General features: G+C 73.0%; 13 protein-coding genes. 8 read left to right on the plus strand and 5 right to left on the minus strand.

What is annotated here, in order from left to right; translation table 11 throughout:
• Positions 1-71: 71 nt before the first annotated feature.
• The 3 genes from OHB04_RS27635 to OHB04_RS27645 form a co-directional block, all read right to left on the minus strand.
• Positions 72-473, minus strand: coding sequence for a globin (locus OHB04_RS27635; protein WP_326690347.1), 402 nt, complete (start codon positions 471-473; stop codon positions 72-74).
• A gap of 159 nt (positions 474-632) precedes the next feature.
• On the minus strand, positions 633-1,709 hold the full coding sequence (locus tag OHB04_RS27640) for an ABC transporter permease (protein WP_326690348.1): 1,077 nt from the start codon (positions 1,707-1,709) through the stop codon (positions 633-635).
• A complete protein-coding gene (locus OHB04_RS27645; protein WP_326690349.1) occupies positions 1,706-2,434 on the minus strand; it encodes an ABC transporter ATP-binding protein in 729 nt (242 codons plus the stop codon). Before OHB04_RS27645 ends, OHB04_RS27640 begins: the two co-directional genes overlap by 4 nt.
• A gap of 70 nt (positions 2,435-2,504) precedes the next feature.
• Between OHB04_RS27645 and OHB04_RS27650 the strand changes: the two genes are divergently transcribed.
• The 8 genes from OHB04_RS27650 to OHB04_RS27685 all read left to right on the plus strand — a co-directional run bounded on the left by OHB04_RS27650 (position 2,505) and on the right by OHB04_RS27685 (position 14,918).
• On the plus strand, positions 2,505-3,491 hold the full coding sequence (locus tag OHB04_RS27650; protein ID WP_326808533.1) for a methyltransferase domain-containing protein: 987 nt from the start codon (positions 2,505-2,507) through the stop codon (positions 3,489-3,491).
• A gap of 402 nt (positions 3,492-3,893) precedes the next feature.
• Positions 3,894-5,339: a hypothetical protein gene (locus OHB04_RS27655; RefSeq protein WP_326690351.1), complete on the plus strand. Its 1,446-nt coding sequence runs from the start codon at positions 3,894-3,896 to the stop codon at positions 5,337-5,339.
• 11 nt (positions 5,340-5,350) lie between these two features.
• On the plus strand, positions 5,351-6,496 hold the full coding sequence (locus tag OHB04_RS27660) for a glutamate ABC transporter substrate-binding protein (RefSeq protein ID WP_326690352.1): 1,146 nt from the start codon (positions 5,351-5,353) through the stop codon (positions 6,494-6,496).
• Positions 6,497-6,562: 66 nt separating this feature from the next.
• A complete protein-coding gene (locus tag OHB04_RS27665; protein WP_326808534.1) occupies positions 6,563-7,906 on the plus strand; it encodes a hypothetical protein in 1,344 nt (447 codons plus the stop codon).
• A 17-nt stretch (positions 7,907-7,923) separates the two neighbouring features.
• Entirely contained in the window at positions 7,924-10,707 is a 2,784-nt protein-coding gene (locus OHB04_RS27670; RefSeq protein ID WP_442815111.1) for a tetratricopeptide repeat protein, read from the plus strand.
• 2 nt (positions 10,708-10,709) lie between these two features.
• A complete protein-coding gene (locus OHB04_RS27675; RefSeq protein ID WP_326809539.1) occupies positions 10,710-12,011 on the plus strand; it encodes a PP2C family serine/threonine-protein phosphatase in 1,302 nt (433 codons plus the stop codon).
• A gap of 140 nt (positions 12,012-12,151) precedes the next feature.
• A complete protein-coding gene (locus tag OHB04_RS27680) occupies positions 12,152-13,507 on the plus strand; it encodes a vWA domain-containing protein (protein WP_326690355.1) in 1,356 nt (451 codons plus the stop codon).
• Between the two features lie 37 nt (positions 13,508-13,544).
• The gene (locus OHB04_RS27685) at positions 13,545-14,918 is read left to right on the plus strand and encodes an FHA domain-containing protein (RefSeq protein WP_326808536.1); all 1,374 of its coding nucleotides are present in this window, start codon (positions 13,545-13,547) and stop codon (positions 14,916-14,918) included.
• Here the strand turns inward: OHB04_RS27685 and OHB04_RS27690 are convergent.
• Positions 14,899-15,909, minus strand: coding sequence for an N-acetylglucosamine kinase (locus OHB04_RS27690; protein WP_326808537.1), 1,011 nt, complete (start codon positions 15,907-15,909; stop codon positions 14,899-14,901). The two genes, OHB04_RS27685 and OHB04_RS27690, sit on opposite strands and share 20 nt — an antisense overlap.
• Positions 15,900-17,168 (minus strand): family 4 glycosyl hydrolase, encoded by a 1,269-nt coding sequence (locus tag OHB04_RS27695; RefSeq protein ID WP_326808538.1) that lies wholly within the window; start codon positions 17,166-17,168, stop codon positions 15,900-15,902. Before OHB04_RS27695 ends, OHB04_RS27690 begins: the two co-directional genes overlap by 10 nt.
• Between the last annotated feature and the right edge of the window lie 475 nt (positions 17,169-17,643).

Raw genomic sequence — 17,643 nt, forward strand, 5'->3', positions numbered from 1 at the left:
CGCCCCGCCGCGCGGAAGGCCGGCCCCAGGAGCCGGTCCGCGCAAGGGGGATCGCGGGCCGGCCGGTCCGCTCAGTCCGCGGAGTTGACCATAGACCCGGCCGCGTAAACGAGGTAGTCCCAGAGCTTGGTTTCCAGAGGTCCGGGCAGCTCCAGGCTCTCCACCGCCTCGCGCATGTGCCGCAGCCAGGCGTCGTGGGCGGCCCGGTCGACCTTGAAGGGCGTGTGCCGCATCCGCAGCCGGGGGTGGCCGCGCGAGTCGCTGTAGGTGCGGGGCCCGCCCCAGTACTGCATCAGGAAGAGCGTCAGCCGCTCTTCCGCCGGGCCCAGGTCCTCTTCGGGGTACATCGGCCTCAGCAGGGGGTCTTCGGCGACGCCCTGGTAGAAGCGGTGCACGAGCCGTCGAAAGGTGTCCTCGCCGCCGACCTGCTCGTAAAAGGTCTGCGTCTCCAGGCTGCCGCGCGGAATCTCCATCACCCGTCCATGGTCGCAGACGGCCCGGCCGAGTCCCCCGGCCCTACGACCACCCCCGCCCGCCTCCGGCCCTCCCCCGCACGCCTCCGCGCGCCGCCGCGGCCCGGAAGACGGGCCCTACGCCGAGTCCAGCAAGCCCTACGCCCAGCCCAGCGAGCCCTACGCCGAGTCCCAGCGGAACAGCTTCGCGGCGATCGCCGTCAGCACCGCCGCGAACAGCAGCAGCCCGCCCATCGTCGGCAGTGCGGCGCCCCAGCTCTCGCCCCGGCTGAGGACGTCCTCCATCGCCCGGGAGAGGTGTTTGAGCGGCAGGAACTCGCTGATGGAGCGCACCCACCCCGGCGCGTTGTCCAGCGGGAAGAAGGAGCCGGACAAGAACGCCATGGGGAGGATGATGATCTGGGCCAGCCCGTTGGCGGCCTCCTCGGTCCTGGCCCAGGAGCCCACCAGCAGGCCGATCGACATGAAGGCGAGCGTGCCGCAGACGACCAGCGGCAGGCACAGCCACCAGTCACCGGTCAGCTTCAGCCCGTAGTAGGGAAGCATCGCGACGCTCAGGAAGATCGCTGTCTGGGCGAAGGCCGTCCCCAGGTTGACTCCGACCCGGGCTCCGATCACCGAGCCCGCGCTGATCGGAGCCAGCCACAGCCTGCGCAGGATGCGCTTCTTGCGCCAGCTCACCAGGTTGAACGCCGCCCCGAAGACGCCGCCCATCGCCACGGCCCAGCCCAGCAGCCCCGGGGTCAGGAACTGGATCGGCTTGGTCGACCGGTCCTCCAGCGTGGCCGTCTTCAGCGCGAAGGCGGGCGGCTGCCCCGTCGCACGCTGGTTGGCCTGCTGCACGACGGAGTCCATCACGCCGCGTACGGTGCCCGAGCGCACCTGGTCGGCGGCGGAGTAGCGCAGCTCCACCTTGCCGTCGCGCTCGAAGACGGCCGCGTCCGCGTCGCCCTTGCGTACCTTCTCCAGCGCCTCGTCGCGGGCCTCGGCCGAGCCGTCCGACCGCTCGATCTTCAGCACGTCCCGCAGCCCGGCGCGCCCCTTCTCGGACATGTTGTCGAGCACCTTGACCTTGCCGACCTGCACGATCGAGGACTGCTCGGTGCCGCTGTCCTTGAACAGGGCGCCGAACAGGACCAGGAACATCAGCGGGAAGATCAGTGTGAAGAAGACCGCCGAGCGGTCGCGCAGCAGCCCGCGCGTCATCGCCAGCGACAGGCTGAGAAAGGCTCTCACTCTCTGTACTCCCGCCCCGTGAGCTGGAGGAAGACGTCCTCCAGGGTGTCGACTCCCAGCTCCTCGACCAGCTCGCCCGGCGGTCCGACGCGCAGCACCTTGCCGTGGTCCATCACGGCCACCCGGTCACAGAGCGTCTCCGCCTCGTCCATGTAGTGCGTGGTGAGTACCACGGTGCGGCCCTCGGCGTTGATGCGCCGCAGCAGGTCCCACAGGTTGCGGCGGGCCTGCGGGTCGAGGCCGGTCGTGGGCTCGTCCAGGAAGACGAGCTCGGGGTCGTGCACCAGGGCGCAGGCTATGGACAGCCGCTGGGCCTGGCCGCCGGAGAGCTTGTCCTCGCGGGTGCCGGCCTTCTCGGTGAGCCCGACGGACTCCAGCATCTCGTCGGCCCTGGCGGGCGGGACGCCGTAGAGCGCGGCGAAGGTGTGTATCTGTTCGCGGGCCGACAGCCGCTCGAAGAAGGCCGACGCCTGGAGCTGGACGCCGATGCGCCGCAGCATTTGCGGCTTGCGCGGCCAGGAGGGCGTCCCCAGAACGTGAGCGGTGCCCTCGTCGGGCTCGCGCAGCCCTTCGAGGAGTTCCATGGTGGTCGTCTTGCCGGCGCCGTTGGGGCCGAGGATTCCGTAGAACTCCCCGCGCTCCACCTCCAAGGACACGTCGTCGACGGCGCGGGTCTCCCCGTAGCGCTTGCGCAGTCCCTCAGCCGCGATCGCTTTTGCTGACATGAAGGGAGGCTAGCCCCGAATTTCCCCTTCCGGCCTCGCGCGAGCAGATGTTTGCCTCCACATTGGGAACATGGCTGCACCAGCGGATCTCGTACGGGAGATCGAGGCCGGAGGTTTTCTGACCGACCCCGCGTGGCGCGCGGCCTTCGAGGAGGTGCCCCGCGAGCTGTTCGTGCCGTTCTATTACGCGCCGGGTCCCGGCGGCGACTACGAGCGGCTGTGGCGCGACGACCCCGATCCCGAGCGGAGAGCGCGCTGGCGGCAGGGCGTCTACAGCGACCAGCCGCTGGCCACCCGCATCCGGGACGGCAGGCTGCTCTCCTCCAGCAGCCAGCCCTCGCTGATGGCCCGGATGCTGGAGTATCTGGCGGCCGGTGACGGGATGGACGTGCTGGAGATCGGCACCGGGCCCGGCTACAACGCGGCGCTGCTCAGCCACCGGCTCGGGGACGCGCACGTCACCACCGTCGACCTCGATCCCGACATCACCGACGCGGCGCGCGGCCACCTGGCGGCGGCGGGCTACCGGCCCCGGGTGGTCACCGGGGACGGCGCGCAGGGCTGCCGCGCCCACGCGCCCTACGACCGGATCATCGCCACCTGCACGGTCCCCCAGGTGCCGCCCGCCTGGCTGGCGCAAAGCGCGCCGGGCGCGCTCATCCTCACCCCGTTGGCGACCGGGCTGCTGTCCCTGCGCGTGGACGACGAAGGCGCCGCCGTGGGCCGGTTCCGGTCCACCCCGGCCTTCTTCGTCCCCCTGCGCGGCACTCCGGGCGGCGGGCGGTGCGAGCGGCAGATGTTCCGGGGCATGCCCCGCGACGCCCAGCGGAGCGATGAGTTCCATTTCCTCCTCGCGCTCTCCGAGGGCCAGTTGGACCCGGCCGACGCCTACACGATGTGGAAGGAGGCCGGCCGCCCGACGCGGGAGCGGTACGGAGTGAGCGTGCGCGACGGGCGGCAGCGGGCCTGGCTGGACGACCCGGAGGGACCCCACACCTGGCCACTTCCCGGCACGGCGGAGGCGGGCGGGGGAACCGTGGAGGGGCCCGGCGCGTGAGGGAACAACGAGAGGCAGTACGGGGGTCCGTTCCACGGTCCGGCAGGTGTTCGCCCACGCGTCACCCTCCGGGCTGAAGAGCGCGGCACCCGTCGGGCCGCCCGGTCAGCCGTACGGCCGTCGGGCGGCGGCCGGAGGCCGGCCGGGCAGGGCCGCGCGGCAGAATGGACGCCGGGCGGGCCGGACCCGGCATCTCGTGTTGGTCGCGATCCGAACAAGATCCCGGCCGAGGCGATGTGGCCACCGGGATGCTGCGGCCATACTGCTGGCCTAGGCACGTTGTCAGGGGCGTCCGGGGGGACGCTCGGGCCGGGAAGCCGGATGCGGGGGCTGCGTGACAGTGAGCAGGACCGAGCACACCGGCAGGGTGCCTGCCAGCGACCGAGGGGGAGGTCTCCAGCAGTGACACAGCCGCCGACCGCACCACCGGCGCCACCGCCGCCGCCCGTGCCCGCCGTCCCGGACAGCGGCACCCCGGGCGCGCATCCGGACGCCAACGTGACATCACAGCTCACTCCTTCGGGTGGCGGACGACGTACCGCCTGGGCCGAGAGCGTGCACCGAATACGAGCCGCCGCGGTGACCGAGCCCGGCCGCCTCCGGCTGATCGGCGCCGTCGTCGCCACGCTCGTCGTGCTGTTCGGCGCCGTGACGGCGTGGCAGGTCTCCGACCGGGTCGAGGCGGCCGACGCCGTCGTCGACCACAGCCAGCCGCTCAGCGCCGACGCGGCGCGCATCTACCGGTCGCTCGCCGACGCGGACACCTCGGCCTCCAGCGGCTTCCTCGCGGGCGGCGACGAGCCCCGCTCGGAGCGCCGCAGGTACGAGAAGGACGTGCGCGAGGCATCCGAACTGCTCGCCGCCGCCGCGGCCAACTCGGCCGACTCGCCCGGCGCGCAACGCCAGATAGGGACCCTCAACCGTGGCCTGCCCGTCTACACGGGGCTGGTCGAGGCCGCACGCGCCAACAACCGGCAGGGGCTTCCGCTGGGCGGCGCGTATCTGCGCCACGCCAACGCGAAGATGCGCGGCGAACTGCTCCCGGCCGCACGCAAGCTCTACACGGCCGAGACCGAGCGGCTGGGCAACGACTACCAGGACGCCAAGTCCTGGCCGCTCCTCGCCATCGGCGCCGGTGTCCTCACGCTGGTCGGGCTCGGCTGGGCGCAGCGGCGCAACTACCGCCGCACCAACAGGGTCTTCAACCAGGGCCTGCTCGGCGCGACGGCCGCCTCCTTGGCCGTGCTGGTGTGGCTGGTCGGCGGGCACGCCATGGCCCGCTCGGGGCTCGGCGAGTCGGACACCAAGGGCGCCAGTTCCCTGGCGGCGCTCAACGAGGCGTGGATCGGCGCCCTCCAGGCGCGCGGTGACGAGAACATGACCCTGGTCGCGCGCGGCGGCGGGGCGGCCTACGAGGACAGCTACAAGAAGCAGATGGCGGACGTCGCCGGCGGCGAGAAGGCCGGTGACGGTGGCGCGGGCGAGCTGAACGGCGCGCTGCGGGCCGCGGACGACAGCGCGGGCCGCTCCGCTGTCCAGGACGCGAAGGACGCGGTCGCCACCTGGAAGAAACGTCACGCTGAGGCACGTGCCGAGGACAACGGCGGAGACTACGAGGCGGCGGTGCGGAAGGTGATCGGCGCCAAGGACAGCACCGGCCAAAGCTTCGACGACGTCGACGAAAGCCTGAGCAAGGCCAGCGCCCACGAACAGCGGCAGTTCGAGGACGCGGCCCGCTCCGGCCGTGGCTGGTTCGGCGGACTCGCGATGGGCGCCATGGTGCTGGCCGTACTGTCGGCCGCGGCAGGGCTGCTCGGCATCGGACGCAGGCTCTCGGAGTACAGGTGAGGAGGGACGCCATGGGGCGGCACATGGAGCGCGAGGAGCGCGAGGGGCGCCAGGTGCGCGACGGCGGCCTGCGCGGCAACGCCGGGCGGCCCGGCGGGCGGTGGCCGCACCGCAGGCCGGTCACCGTCGCGGTGAGCGGCCTCGCCGTCGTCGCGGCGGTGCTGGGCTCCACCGTGCTGTCCACGGCCGGGAACGAGGCCGCCGGCGGGCATACGGGAGCGCGGGACCACGCGGGCGCGCGCGGTGGGCAGGGCACCGCCGCCGGGAGCGCCGTGGCCGGCAAGCAGGCGTCCGCGGCGCGCCCGGGGGAGGACCCCAAGCCGGAGAAGTGCGAGGACGGCAGGAATCCGGCGGCCGGTCTCAAGGCATCCGGTGCGGAAGGCGACGCCGTCAAGCGCATCAAGGACAAGGACAAGCTGGTGGTCGGCGTCGACCAGAACAGCTATCTGTGGGGCTACCGCGACCCGGCATCCGGTGACATCGAGGGCTTCGACATCAGCCTCGTCAAGACCATCGCGCGCGACCTGCTCGGCAAGGACGGCGCCGACAAGATCACGTACAAGACCATCCCGACCGATCAGCGCATCCCCGCCATCCAGAGCGGCGAGGTGGACATGGTTGTCCGCACCATGACCATCGCCTGCGACCGCCTCGACAAGGTCGCCTTCTCCACCGCCTACTTCGAGGCGGGCCAGCAGCTGCTGGTGCCCAAGAAGAACGCGCGGGTCAAGGGCTTCGACAAGAGCATGCGCGGCAAACGGGTGTGCTATGCCTCCGGCTCCACGGCCGAGTCGATGATGAAATCCCCCGACTACCGGTCGCTGGGGGCCAAGCCGGTCGTGGTGCCCAACCAGCTCGACTGCCTGGTGCGCCTCCAGCTCGGCGAGGCCGACGCCACGGTCACCGACAGCGCGCTCGGCGCGGGACAGGCCGCGCAGGACCCCACCGTCGAACTCATCGGTGAGCCGGAGACCGTGGAGCCGTACGGTGTCGCGATGAACCTCAAGGACAAGGATCTGGTCCGGAGGGTCAACAAAGTGCTTGAGGACTTCCGCAAGAGCGGATGGCGGTCCTCCTACGACCGCTGGCTGGCCGACGACATGATGGGTACGGAGGACAAGAAGCCCTCACCACCGAAGGCGCTCTACCGCGACTGAGCCGGTGCCACGGCGCCAACTGAGCCGCACGGGAGCATCCGTACGAGAGAAACAGCGAGGTGATTGATGGGGCCCGCGGGACCCGCCGGACCGGTGATGAGCCGGGAGGAGGCCGACCGTGCTCTGGGGCGCCTGGACGCCGAGCACGAGGCGGTCGAGTCGTCGCTGCTGGCGCTCCAGGACCACGCGGGGCGCAGGCTGCTGGAAGGCGCCCAGCTCTCCGGTACCACCGAGCACCGCTGGTCGCGCGCCGAGGCGGCCATCACCCTGCTGTGGAACGGGTTCGAGGCCTACTCCCGCACCCTGGAGACGGCGCGCGAGCTACGGGCCCGGCGCCGCTGGCCCAGCCGTGACGACCTCGTGGAGCTGACCCGGCTGCTGCGCGGCACGCTCACCGTCTCCGGCGGAGCCCTCGGTCAGGCCGGCACAGCCGGAACCACGGGCTCCGGCGGCGCGAGCCTGACCGAGGGGCCCAAGCTCGCCGAGGAGCTGACGCTCAGTCAGCTCGTCGACCGGATGAACGAGTGGTACGCGCAGGCCCTGGACGTGGTCGCCGCCGCCGACTCGGTGTGGTCGGCGCTGCCCGCGCGGATCGACCTCCTCGCCGCCGAACTGGGCCGCGTACGCTCCCTGGCGCACTCGGTCGGCGTACGCCCCGGCGAGCATCGGGCGGCCGACGATCTGGAGCGCACCACCGCGGAATTGACCGCCCTGCGCGCCGAGGTGCTCCGCGACCCGCTCACCTTCTGGAAGCCCACCGGAGGAAGCAGCGCGCCGGGCGGCGGCCGGCCCGACACCGCGCGCTACGACGCGGCGGCGCGCGCCCTGGAGGAGGTGCGGCGCGAGATCGACGCCGTGCTCGCCGTGCGGCAGGACGCCGAACAGCGGCTGATGAAGCTGCGCGACGTGCTCTCGCGCGCCGACCGCACCCTGACCGAGGCCCGTTCGGCGCGCGGCGAGGTGCTGGCGAAGATCGCGGCATCCGAGGTGCCCGCCGTCAGCGGCCCGCCCACCGCGCTCCAGGAACAGCTCGCCACCGCGGCCGAGTACCGCAGACACGCGCAGTGGCACCGGCTCTCCCCGCTGCTGGAGAGCCTGGAGCAGCGCGCCGAGGACGAGTTGGAGCGGGCCCGCGCCCAGCTGTCGGCCGTCACCGCGCCACTGGCGGTACGCGCCGAACTGCGGGGCCGTCTGGACGCCTACAAGGCGAAGGTCGCGCGGCACGGTATGGCGGAGGACCGCATCCTGATCGAGCGCTACGACGCGGCGCGCCGGATGCTGTGGAGCGCGCCGTGCGACCTGCGCGCCGCCGAGGACGCGGTGCTGCGCTATCAGAAGGCCGCACAGGACGTCCTGGTGCCCCGGCAGCACGGGGAAGCGGGCGGAGCGATGAACATGGGGGCAGAGTGAGTGAGCAGACGAGCGCGCTGAACAGACCGTGTCAGCGCCCGCAGTGCGAGGGCACCTACGAGGACATGGGCGGGGGCGAGCTGTACTGCGACACCTGCGGGCTCGCGCCCGTCGTGGCGCCCGGCGGCCTGCTGGGCGCGGCGCCGACGGGCATGACGAGCGCGGCGCGCGGCAGCCGCTCTTCCGGTTCGGCGCGCTCCGGTTCGTCCTCGCGCGCCTCCTCCCGCGCTTCCGCGCGCTCCCAGTCCTCCCGCCGTTCGGTCTCCGGCAGGCTCTCGCGCTCCCTGTCCGGCCGCGTCTCGACCCGCTCCGTCTCGGTGCGCGCCGGCTCCTCCGCGAAGAGCTCGTCCCGCGGCAGGCTCGGCGCCGGGCTGGTGCAGGTGCCCGACGTGGCCAAGCCCGACCCCGCCACGGTCGTGCTGGAGAACCCGGAGGTGCCCGAGCGCAAGCGCTTTTGCAGCAACAGCGACTGCGGGGCCGCGGTCGGCCGCTCGCGCGGTGACCGGCCGGGGCGCACGGAGGGCTACTGCACCAAGTGCGGTCACCCGTATTCCTTCATGCCCAAGCTGAGCACCGGCGACATCGTCCACGGGCAGTACGAGGTGGTGGGCTGCCTGGCGCACGGCGGCCTCGGCTGGGTCTACCTCGCCATGGACCACGCCGTGTCCGACCGCTGGGTGGTGCTCAAGGGCCTGCTGGACACCGGCGACGAGGACGCCATGGCCGCGGCCATCGCCGAGCGGCGCTTCCTGGCCGAGATCGAGCACTCCAACATCGTGCGGATCTACAACTTCGTCGAGCACCTCGACCAGCGCACCGGCAGCCTCGACGGCTACATCGTCATGGAATATGTGGGCGGCAAGTCCCTCAAGGAGATCGCCAACGAGCGCCGTACCCCCGACGGCAAGCGGGACCCGCTGCCCGTCGAGCAGGCGTGCGCGTACGGCATCGAGGCGCTGGAGGCCCTCGGGCACCTGCACAGCCGCAACCTGCTCTACTGCGACTTCAAGGTCGACAACGCCATACAGCAGGCCGACCAGCTCAAGCTGATCGACATGGGCGCGGTGCGCCGGATGGACGACGACGACAGCGCCATCTACGGCACCGTCGGATACCAGGCGCCGGAGGTCGCCGAGGAGGGCGCCTCGGTCGCCTCCGACCTCTACACGGTGGCCCGCACGCTGGCCGTCCTGACGTTCGACTTCCAGGGCTACACCAACGTCTACGTCGACAGCCTGCCCGAGCCGGAGAACATCGACGTCTTCCAGAAGTACGAGTCGTTCTACCGTTTCCTGGTGCGCGCCACCGACCCCGACCCGCAACGCCGCTTCTCCTCGGCGCAGGAGATGGCCGAGCAGCTGCTGGGCGTCCTGCGCGAGGTCGTCGCCGTCCAGACGGGCAGGCCGAGGCCGGCCATGTCCACGCTCTTCGGGCCCGAACTGCGCGTCGTGGACACGGCGCTGCTCGCCCAGCTCTCCGGCGACGCCTCGCTGCTGGGCGCGCGCGAGAACGCCGCCGGATCCGGCCGCCGCAGCAAGCGGCGGGCCCTCGTGGGTGCGCCCGCCGGACCCGTCGGCGGTCCCGGTCCCGGTCCCGCGCCGACGGCGGTGGCGGTGGCGCCCGGCCAGATCCCGGCCCAGCCACCCGCTCCGGCCCAGACGCCCGCCCCGGCCCAGGCATCGGCTCCGGCCCAGCTGGCTGTTCCGGTCCAGGCACCCGCCCAGGTCCAGGCATCCGGTGGGCCGCGGGCCGCGGGGCCCAACGGTGCCGTGACGCCCGGCATCTCGCTGGTGCCGCTCCAGGCCCGGCTCACGGCGATGGCGCTGCCCGTGCCGCGCGTGGACCCCTCCGACCCCAACGCGGGTTTCCTCGCGGGGCTGCTGGCCTCGGCACCCGTCGAGCTGATCAGTGCCCTGGAGAACGCCCCGGCCGACTCGCTGGAGCTGCGGCTGCGGGAGCTGCGCGCGCGCCTGGAGATGGGCGACGGGCCCGCCGCGCCGACCGGCACCCAGGGCACCGCCCCCGCCCCGGCGCAGGGCACGGTGCTGAGCACGGCCGCCGAGGCGCTGGACGCCCTGGAGGCCCGCCACGCCGACGACTGGAGAGTGGTGTGGTACCGAGGTCTGGCGTCGATGGTGAGCGGCGACAAGGAGACCGCGGCGCTCTCCTTCGACGCCGTCTATGACGCCTTTCCCGGCGAGCCGGCGCCCAAGCTGGCGCTCGGCATCTGCGCAGAGGTACTGGGTCAGCTGGACAACGCCGCCGAGTACTACCGCCTGGTGTGGACGACCGACCCCGCGTATGTGAGCGCGGCCTTCGGACTGGCGCGGGTGCGGCTCGCGGCGGGCGACCGGCCGGGCGCCGTCAGCGCGCTGGAGTCGGTGCCGGAGGCGTCCATCCACTTCACGGCCGCGCGTGTGGCCGCCGTACGCGCCCGGCTGCGGCAGCGCTCGCCCCACGAGCCGCTGTCCGCCGACCTGGAGGCCGCCGCGCGCCAGGTCGAGGACCTCCAGCACGTCGGACTGGACGCGGTGCGCAGGGAAGAGCTGACCACCGAGGTGCTCGGCTGCGCGCTCGACTGGGTGCTGTGCCAACAGGACTCCGGCGGGGGCGTGCCGGGTGCCGTGCCGGGTACCCCACCCGGCGCGGTACGGCTGCTGGGCTGCCCCCTCACCGAAGAAGGGCTGCGCTTCGGACTGGAGCGCTCCTACCGGCTGCTCGCCCGGCTCGCGCAGACTGGTACCGAAAGGATCGAACTGGTGGAGCGGGCAAACCGTTTCCGCCCCAGGACGTGGGTGTGACCATGCCACAGCTCGACCAACTGTCCGTCTGCCCCAGCTGCGCGGAGCCGCTTGAGGAGGGTGACCGTTTCTGCGGCGCCTGCGGCGCCGACCTGGAGGCCGCGGCGGCCCACGGCGTCACGGGGCCGGCCGGTGACGGCCGGGCACCGGGCCGCAACGGCACCGGTCCCGCGGGGGCCCATCCCTGGGGGCCCATGCCCGCTCCCACCTCCCCGCCACCCCCTGTCCCGACGCCGACCGAGCCCGACTTCACGCTGCCGCCCCCCGGCAGTCCGGGCTCCCCCGATCCCGCCACCCCCGACCCGCGCGCGGCCGATCCCCGTACCGTCCTGGACGAGCCGGGCGGGCCCGCGCGCGACGGGCAGCCTCTCGAAGAGCTCCCCAGCGGGCCCGAGGTGCTCGGCCCGACCTGTGTGGCCTGTGGCACCGGCACCATCGACAACGACGGCTACTGCGAGCACTGCGGCCACAAACAGCCCCGGGAGCGCGACCACATGGAATCGGTGCTGGACACCATCGCCGCCGCCAGCGACCGGGGGCTGCGCCACCACCGCAACGAGGACTTCTACGCCGTCAACGAGACCGAGACGGCCGAGGGCGAGCCCGCCACGGTCGCCGTCGTCTGCGACGGTGTCTCCTCCGCCACCCGCCCCGACGAGGCGTCGGCGGCGGCGGCCGAGGCGGCCAGCGTCTCGCTGTGCGCGGCACTGCCGCGCGGCATCCACCCGCAGCAGGCGATGCACGACGCGCTGATCGCCGCGGCCGAGGCGGTCAACGCGCTGGCGGGCGAGGGCCCTCCGGAGCCCTCCAAGAACGCGCCGGCCTGCACCATCGTCAGCGCGCTGACCGCCGAGGGCATTCTCACCGTCGGCTGGGTCGGCGACAGCAGGGCCTACTGGATTCCCGACGACCGTACGACCCGAGCGGCGCGGCTGACGGAGGACGACTCGTGGGCGGCGCAGATGGTGGCCGCCGGGCTGATGAACGAGGCCGAGGCGTACGCCGACGCCCGCGCGCACGCCATCACCGGCTGGCTCGGCGCCGACGCCTACGAACTCGACCCGCACACCGCCTCGTTCAAGCCGGACCGGCCCGGCGTGGTCGTGGTCTGCACGGACGGCCTGTGGAACTACGCGGAATCGGCGGAGGAGATGGCCGCCGCGGTCCCGCCCGACGCCCTCGTCCGGCCGCTGCACTCCGCTCAGCACTTGGTCGGCTACGCGCTGGACGGGGGTGGGCACGACAACGTAACAGTGGCGGTCGTCCCGTTCCCCGCGCAGCAGGGGCGGGCAGGATCGGCCTGATACGGGGGTATTGAGCGCCGGGGGCCGGTTCCAGGAGGTCTGTCCGGGGAGGGCTGACGTGGGAGCGCGGCGGGTCGGCTCCGCACTTCTCCCTGCCCCTTTGTCTACTTGTCGCTGTAGAGCATTCAGGAGCGGAACACATGGCCAACTTCAGCAAGTCGAACACGCCGCGCTTCTCGGTGGACGTCTACCAGAACGAGTACCTCCCCGAGGAGGCGCGCGAGGTCAACGCGATCGTCACCGTCACCTCGACGGGCGGCGGCACCACGGGCGGCCAGCCGCTGCCGGTGTCCGATCCGGCGCGTGCCGCGGTGAGCGAGGGGGCGGACGCCGCCGTCGTCATCATGGTCGACTGCTCGGGCTCCATGGACTATCCGCCGGTCAAGATGCGCAACGCGCGAAACGCCACAGCGGCGGCCATCGACACGCTCAGGGACGGCGTGGCCTTCGCCGTCGTGGCCGGCACCCACCAGGCCAAGGAGGTCTTCCCCGGCGGCGGCGGGCTCGCCACGGCGGACGCCTCGACCCGCGCCGAGGCCAAGGACGCGCTGCGCTCCCTGTCGGCGGGCGGCGGCACCGCCATCGGAACCTGGCTCAAACTCGCCGACCAGTTGCTGGCATCCTCCAACGCCGCCATCCGGCACGGGATCGTGCTCACCGACGGGCGCAACGAGCACGAGAAGCCCGAGGAGTTGAAGGCCGCGCTGGACGCCTGCGCCGGGCGTTTCACCTGTGACGCGCGGGGTGTGGGCACCGACTGGGAGGTCAAGGAGGTCACCGGCATCGCCTCGGCGCTGCTCGGCACGGCCGACATCGTGGCCGACCCGGACGGCCTGGCGGCGGACTTCACGCAGATGATGGAGAACGCCATGGGCAAGGAGGTCGCCGACGTGGCGCTGCGCCTGTGGACCCCGCAGGGCTCCGAGATCAAGTTCGTCAAGCAGGTCGCGCCGACGGTGGAGGACCTGACCGGGCGACGCACCCAGGCCGGTCCGCGCGCGGGGGACTACCCGACGGGGTCATGGGGCGACGAGTCGCGCGACTACCACGTATGTGTGGAGGTGCCCGCCGCCGGGGTCGGCCAGGAGATGCTCGCGGCGCGCGTCTCGCTCATCCTCCCCGCTCCGGACGGAGGCACCCCGCAAACCCTCTCGCAGGGGCTGATCCGGGCCGTGTGGACCGACGACATGGTCGCCACCACGTCCATCAATCCGCAGGTCGCGCACTACACGGGGCAGGCCGAGCTGGCCCAGGTGATCCAATCGGGCCTCGATATGCGGAAGTCGGGGGACGAAGCGGGCGCAACCGCCAAACTCGGACGTGCGGTGCAGCTGGCGAACGAATCGGGGAACGCGGATACTGCGAAACTGCTTTCGAAGGTGGTCGACGTGGTGGATGCCGCGACGGGTACTGTTCGACTGAAGGCGAAGGTTGCCGAAGCAGACGAGATGACGCTGGAGACGCGGTCCACGAAGACGGTCCGCGTGAAGAAGTAGCGGAAGAAACAGGAGTACGGAGGGGGAGGCACTCACCATGCCGACTTGCCCGAACGGTCACCAGTCGGCGGCCGACGACTGGTGCGAGGTCTGCGGTCACCGCATGACCGGCGCACCCGCCGCGCCCGCTGGTGCCGTACCGCCGCCTCCTCAGCCGCCCGGAGGCCCCGGCGGCTACGGCTACCCCGGTCCACCCGGAGCCCCCGGCGCTCCCGGCCCGCCGCCGCCCGCGCCCGGCCAGGGCTACGGCTACCCCGGCCCCGGTCCGGGCGTGCCCCAGCAGGGTCCCGGCCAGACCCAGGCCGAGCTGTGCCCCCAGTGCGGCACACCCCGTGAGATGCAGGCGCCCTTCTGCGAGGGATGCCGCTACAACTTCCTGACGCACTCCCCGACCACCTATGCGCCGCCGGCGGCGCAGCATCCGGGTGCGCCCGGCGGCTTCCCCGGCCAGGGCCCAGGGACTCAGCCCCAGGGGCCGGGCCCCCAGATCCCGGGTCAGGGCCACCACCAGCCGCCCGGCCCGCCCCAGGGCGGGCAGCCGATGCAGCCCTACCCCGGCGGACCCGCCAACGGGCAGGGCCAGGGCCCCGGTCAGGACCCGCAGGGTTTCGAGTACGAGCGCTCCCAGCCCTCCGAGATGAACCGCCCCGCCGAGCCGCTGTTTCCGTACAACGGACAGCAGGAGTCCGCCCAGCCGAGCGATGACTGGGTGCTCTCCCCGCCCGGATCCGTGGAGCAGCGGCAGGCCGCGGCCGGCGCGCCGCCCCCGGCTCCCGCGCCGCCCCTCCAGCCGCACGCGCCCGAGGGCCCCCAGCCCCCGCGCCAGCCCGGGCCGCCGAGCCTGCCCGGCATGGGCGGGCAGGGAGCCCCTCCGCAGCAGGGAGGGCCCGGGCAGCCGCCCGAGTTCCCGCAGCAGGAGTACGGCCAACGGCAGGAGTACGGGCAGCAGGGCGATTACGGTCAGCAGCAGCCGGATTACGGCCGGCCCGGAGCCCCGCAGCCGGGCGGCCCCTGGATGGCGGTGATCGCGCCGGATCGCGGGTACTTCACGGCGATGATGGGACGCAGCGGCCCGGAGGCCGCCGCGCTCAACTTGCCCGCGTACTCACCGGAGCAGCAGCTTCCGCTGTCCGGGCCCCAGATCACCATCGGCCGCCGCCGCGCCTCCACGGGCGAGGCCCCGGACATCGATCTGGGCCGCCCGCCGGAGGACCCCGGCGTCTCCCACCAGCACGCCGTCCTGGTCCAGCAGCCCGACGGCACCTGGTCGGTCGTCGATCAGGACTCCACCAACGGCACCACCATCAACGGTGCCGAGGACCCGATCCAGCCCTACGTCCCCGTCCCCCTCAAGGAGGGCGACCGGGTCCACGTCGGCGCCTGGACGACGATCACGCTGCACCGTACGTAGCCCGCAGCCGGGCGTGGGCCCCCTCGCCGGCCTGGGCGCGGTCCAGGGCCAGCAGGCCCGCGCCCAGGACCGGCGGGGCCTGGACGGTGTGCGCGGTGGCCTTGGGGGCGCGTTCCGCCAGCCGCTCCGCCAGCCGGTCGTCCAGCAGGGCCTGCCCCGACGTGAGGATGCCGCCGCCCAGGTAGACGGGTGCGGCCGTCTCCAGAAGGCCGAGGCGGGTGAGGGCGACCACCGCGAGGGAGACGATCTCCTCGGCCTGGCGGCGCACCAGCGAGAGGGCGATGCCGTCGCCGTCCCGCGCCGCCTCGAACAGCGGCGGGACCAGCTCGTACCGGCGCCCGCCGGAGATCTCGCCCAGGTGCAGCGCCTCTATGAGCGCGTACATCGAGGGCAGCCCGAAGTGGTCGGGCAGCGTCCGCGCGAGCGTGGTCGGCTCGCCCCTGCCGTCCTCGGCGCGTGCCGCGTGCCACAGCGCCTCGGTGGCCAGGCCCCCGCCGCCGCCCCAGTCTCCGGATATCAGGCCGACGGAGGGGAAGCGGTGGACGCGGCCGTCCTCCGCCCTGCCGACGCAGTTGATGCCCGCACCGCACACGACGGCCACGCCGTGCCGTAAGGAGCCGTCGTCGGGCAGCCCCGCGCGCAGGAGCGCGAACGTGTCGTTCGCCACATGCACGGCCTCGCCCCAGCCGCGCGCGGTGACGGCCTCCGCCAACTCCCGCTCCTCACGCGGCAGATCGGCGTTGGCCAGACAGGCGGACACCTGCCCGAAGCGGCGGCCCCCGCCGGCCGGCAGCCCGGCATCGGCCGCCGCCCGCTCCACGGCGGCGCCGAGCACCGCGACGGCGGCCTCGACGCCCACCCTGGGCGGCTGGAACTCGCCGCCGCGCGCCGAGCCCAGGACGGTCCCGTCGGGGGCGACGACGGCGACATCGGTCTTGCTGTTGCCCGCGTCGATGGCCAGGCACGGCGCGCCGGATAAGGTCAGGCCCATGCGAGGTGCTCCCGGTTGTGCGCGAGCAGAAGGTCGGTCAGCCGCTCGGCGGGGCCGTACTGCCCGATGAGCGGGTGGGCCAGCAAGGCCTTGAAGACCCGGTCCCGGCCGCCGCGCAGCGCGGCCTCCAGCGCGAGCCGCTCGTAGGCGGCCACGTGCGAGACCAGCCCGGTGAACAGCGGATCGAGCCGCGGCGCCGCCAGGGGTGCGGCGCCCGCGGGTGAGATCCGTGCGGGAACCTCCACGACCGCGTCGTCCGGGAGGAAGGGCAGTGTCCCGTTGTTGAGGGTGTTCACCACCTGCACGCTCGCGTCCTGCCCGGAGCCGAGCAAAGAGGCCGCGAGGGCGACCGCCGCCTCGGAGTAGAAGGCACCGCCCCGCTCGGCGAGCAGCTCGGGCTTCTCCGTCAGCTCCGGGTCCGCGTACATCTCCAGCAACCGCCGCTCCATGGCGGCCACCTCGGCGGCGCGCGAGGGCTTGGTGCGCAGCTCGTCCACGACGGTGTCGTGCGCGTAGTAGTAGCGCAGGTAGTACGAGGGCACCACGCCGAGCCGCTCCAGGGCGGTCGCGGGAAGCCGCAGCTTCTCGGCTATCCGGTGGCCGTGTTCGGCGATGAGCCGGGGGAGCACCTGCTCGCCGTCCGGGCCGCCGAGGCGTACGCCCAGCTCCCAGGTGAGGTGATTGAGCCCGTAATGCTCCAGATACACCCGCTCGGGTGGCTCCTCCAGCAGCCCGGCGAAGGTGCGCTGGAGGTGGATGGCCACGTTGCACAGTCCGACGGCCTTGTGGCCCTCGGACAGCAGTGCGCGGGTGACGATGCCGACGGGGTTGGTGAAGTCGATGATCCAGGCATCCGGTGCGGCCCCGCGCACCCGTTCGGCGATGTCCAGGACGACCGGGACGGTGCGCAGCGCCTTGGCGAGCCCGCCGGCGCCGGTGGTCTCCTGGCCGACGCAGCCGCACTCCAGCGGCCAGGTCTCATCCTGTCCGCGGGCCGCCTGGCCGCCCACGCGGAGCTGGATGAGCACCGCGTCCGCTCCCTCGACGCCCGCGTCCAGGTCGGCGGTGGTGGTGATCGTCCCCGGATGCCCCTGGCGGGAGAGGATGCGGCGGGCCAGGCCGGAGACCCGCTCCAGGCGGTCCGCGTCGGGGTCGATCAGCACGAGCTCGGTGACCGGCAGGGTGCCCCGTAACCGGGCGAAGCCGTCGACGAGTTCGGGTGTGTAGGTCGAGCCGCCACCCACTACGGAAAGTCGCACCAGCTCTCAACTCCTGTCAGGCTCACGCTTTCGGTGAAGGCACGTCGGGGTGTTCGGCGAGGTGTCGCACACCTCGTCGCGGGTGGTGGCGAGGCGCTGTGCAACGCGCCCTTCAGGGCGGGGTGTTCGGTCATGGAGCCCAGGACCGGCTTGGGCCGGGGCACGGCCGGCTCCGCCGGTTCGGCGCGCACCAGCTCGCGAAGCGGTGTGGCAACTCCGCGCGGGCGCCCGCCCCTTCGCCGTCATCCGAAGCCGCCGGGGCGTCCTGTCCGGTCGCTCGGCTCGGCAGCGCCGCCCCGCCTCCCCGCAACTGTTAGGAAGGTTGCCCATTTATGGCAGGACAGTAGGCCCCCGCCCAGGCACCGTCAACGGATGGAACTGCGCTCCGGCCGCGCGGGAACAGAGGGGGAGCGAGGGGGCGGGTCCACCCTGCGCCGGGAAGACCGCCCTGCGCCGGGAAGACCGCTCGGCGCCG

It is taken from the genome of Streptomyces sp. NBC_01775 (assembly GCF_035917675.1).
Lineage (GTDB): Bacteria > Actinomycetota > Actinomycetes > Streptomycetales > Streptomycetaceae > Streptomyces.